Origin of the sequence: Burkholderia sp. LMG 13014 (assembly GCF_905232215.1) — a bacterium.
GTDB lineage: Bacteria > Pseudomonadota > Gammaproteobacteria > Burkholderiales > Burkholderiaceae > Burkholderia.
The window spans coordinates 1-2,002 of the sequence record NZ_CAJNKE010000838.1 but is presented as its reverse complement, the minus strand read 5'-3'; the positions used below and the strand labels follow the sequence as shown (position 1 = coordinate 2,002).

Annotated in this window: 2 protein-coding genes; one reads left to right on the top strand and one right to left on the bottom strand. The window is 68.3% G+C overall.

Annotated features, from left to right (window positions below; translation table 11 throughout):
- The coding region (locus JYJ84_RS35220; protein WP_205190175.1) for an MFS transporter at positions 1 to 937 on the bottom strand (937 nt) is incomplete at its 3' end.
- A gap of 338 nt (positions 938 to 1,275) precedes the next feature.
- On the opposite strand from JYJ84_RS35220, the gene JYJ84_RS35215 reads away from it, so the two are divergent.
- The coding region (locus JYJ84_RS35215; protein ID WP_205190174.1) for a 2Fe-2S iron-sulfur cluster-binding protein at positions 1,276 to 2,002 on the top strand (727 nt) is incomplete at its 3' end.

Here is a 2,002-nt window from a genome sequence, read left to right as displayed (position 1 = left end):
GCGCGGCGCCGACGAGCGCGACGTGCGGCACGGGCGCGAGCCACAGCAGCACGAGGCCCGAGCATTCGAACGCGAACGACACGATCGCGACACGGAAGCCGCCGTAGGTCTTGATCGTGTTCGCGAACAGCAGGCGCGCGCCGATGAACAGCGTGCCGAACACGGTCAGCGACAGCGCGGCGTTCGGCCAGTGGCGCGCCGCGTAGTACAGCGTGACGAAGGTCGCGATCGAGCCGAAGCCGGCCGAGCCGAGCGCGAGGCCGAGGCCGTGCGGCAGCACGCGTGTGAACACGCTCGCGTACGACATCCGCTCGCCGTGCACGAGCGGCACGGAAGCGATCAGGCGCGCGAGGTAGAAGCCGGTCGCGGCGAGTGCGATCACGATCACGCCGATCAGCGCCGGATTCAGCGTATGCGCGATCGCGACGCCGACCGGCGCGCCGAGCGCGAGTGCGCCGTAGGTCGCGATGCCGTTCCACGAGATCACCTTCGCGTTGTGCGTGACGCCGACCCGGCCGATGCCCCACAGGATCGCGCCGGTGCCGCACAGGCTCTCGCCGACGCCGAGCACGAGCCGGCTCGCGACCAGCAGCACGAGGCTCGCAACCGGCCAGTGCGCGAGCAGCAGCGCGACGAGCAGCAGCACACCCGACACGCCGCAACCGACCAGCCCGCGCAGCACCGTCTGCTTCGGGCCGAGCGTATCGGCCAGGCGCCCGGCGAGCGGCCGCGACGCGAGCGTCGCGAAATACTGGACGCTGATCGCGCCGCCCGCGACGATCGCGGAAAAGCCGAGGTCGTCATGGACGAAACCCGGCAGCACCGCGAGCGGCAGGCCGATGGTCAGGTAGCAGATGAACGTGAAGCAGACGACGGACACGATTTGCAGCGTGACCGCGAACCCGCTGCGCGGCGGTGTGGCGGAATCGGTTGACATGGGGTCGGAACGAATGAACGAAACGGACGGGGGACGGCGAAAAAGGGAATCGGGATTTTCCCATGGAACCGGTTTTCACGCAGGTACCATTTAGTTAATTGCGACCCGATTTCGTCGCCCGCGGATCGGCGGGGGCATTGCGAAATGGTGGGCGGAGCACCGTGCGGAAAGGGCGCCAGGCCGCGCCGGCGCTCATATCGCGGCAGTTATATGGGCCCCATGCGTGATGGGCTATGGGTTGCGGAATTTGATGGTGATAGCGTGCAAACTGTCAGAAAAACGTCGGTCGAGCGCACTGCGCAGGCCGCCTTGCCCCCCATTTGAAGAACCATCGAGACATGAGTGAGCCGATCCGCTTCTACCATCGTCACGCGATCCGCGAAGTCAGCGGCGCGGACGTTACCCGCACCGTGCTGCAATACCTGCGCGAGGACGCGCATTGCACCGGCACCAAGGAAGGCTGCGCGGAAGGCGACTGCGGCGCGTGCACGGTCGTCGTCGGCGAACTGACCGACGCCGGCGCGGTCGAGTTCAAGGCCGTCAACGCATGCATCCAGTTCCTGCCGACGCTCGACGGCAAGGCGCTGCTGACGGTCGAGGACCTGCGCCAGCCGGACGGCGCGCTGCATCCGGTGCAGCAGGCGATGGTCGACTGTCATGGTTCGCAATGCGGGTTCTGCACCCCCGGTTTCGTGATGTCGATGTGGGCGCTGTACGAGAAGCATGGCCACGAAGGCTGCGGCAGCGCCGGCACGTGCGCGAAGGCGAAGGACGTGCCGACGCGTACCGAGATCGCCGATGCGCTGACCGGCAACCTGTGCCGCTGCACCGGCTATCGCCCGATCGTCGATGCGGCCGTGCAGATGTTCGACGCTCCGTCGCCGTCGGCGCCGGTCGACACGGCCGCGCTGGCCCGCACGCTCGCGTCGCTCAAGCGCGACGACACGTTCGATTACACGACGATCAACGGCGCGCGCTTCGCGGCGCCGCGCACGCTCGACGCGCTGGCCGCGCTGAAGGTCGAGCGGCCCGACGCGCGCCTTCTCGCGGGCCGCCCCGACATCG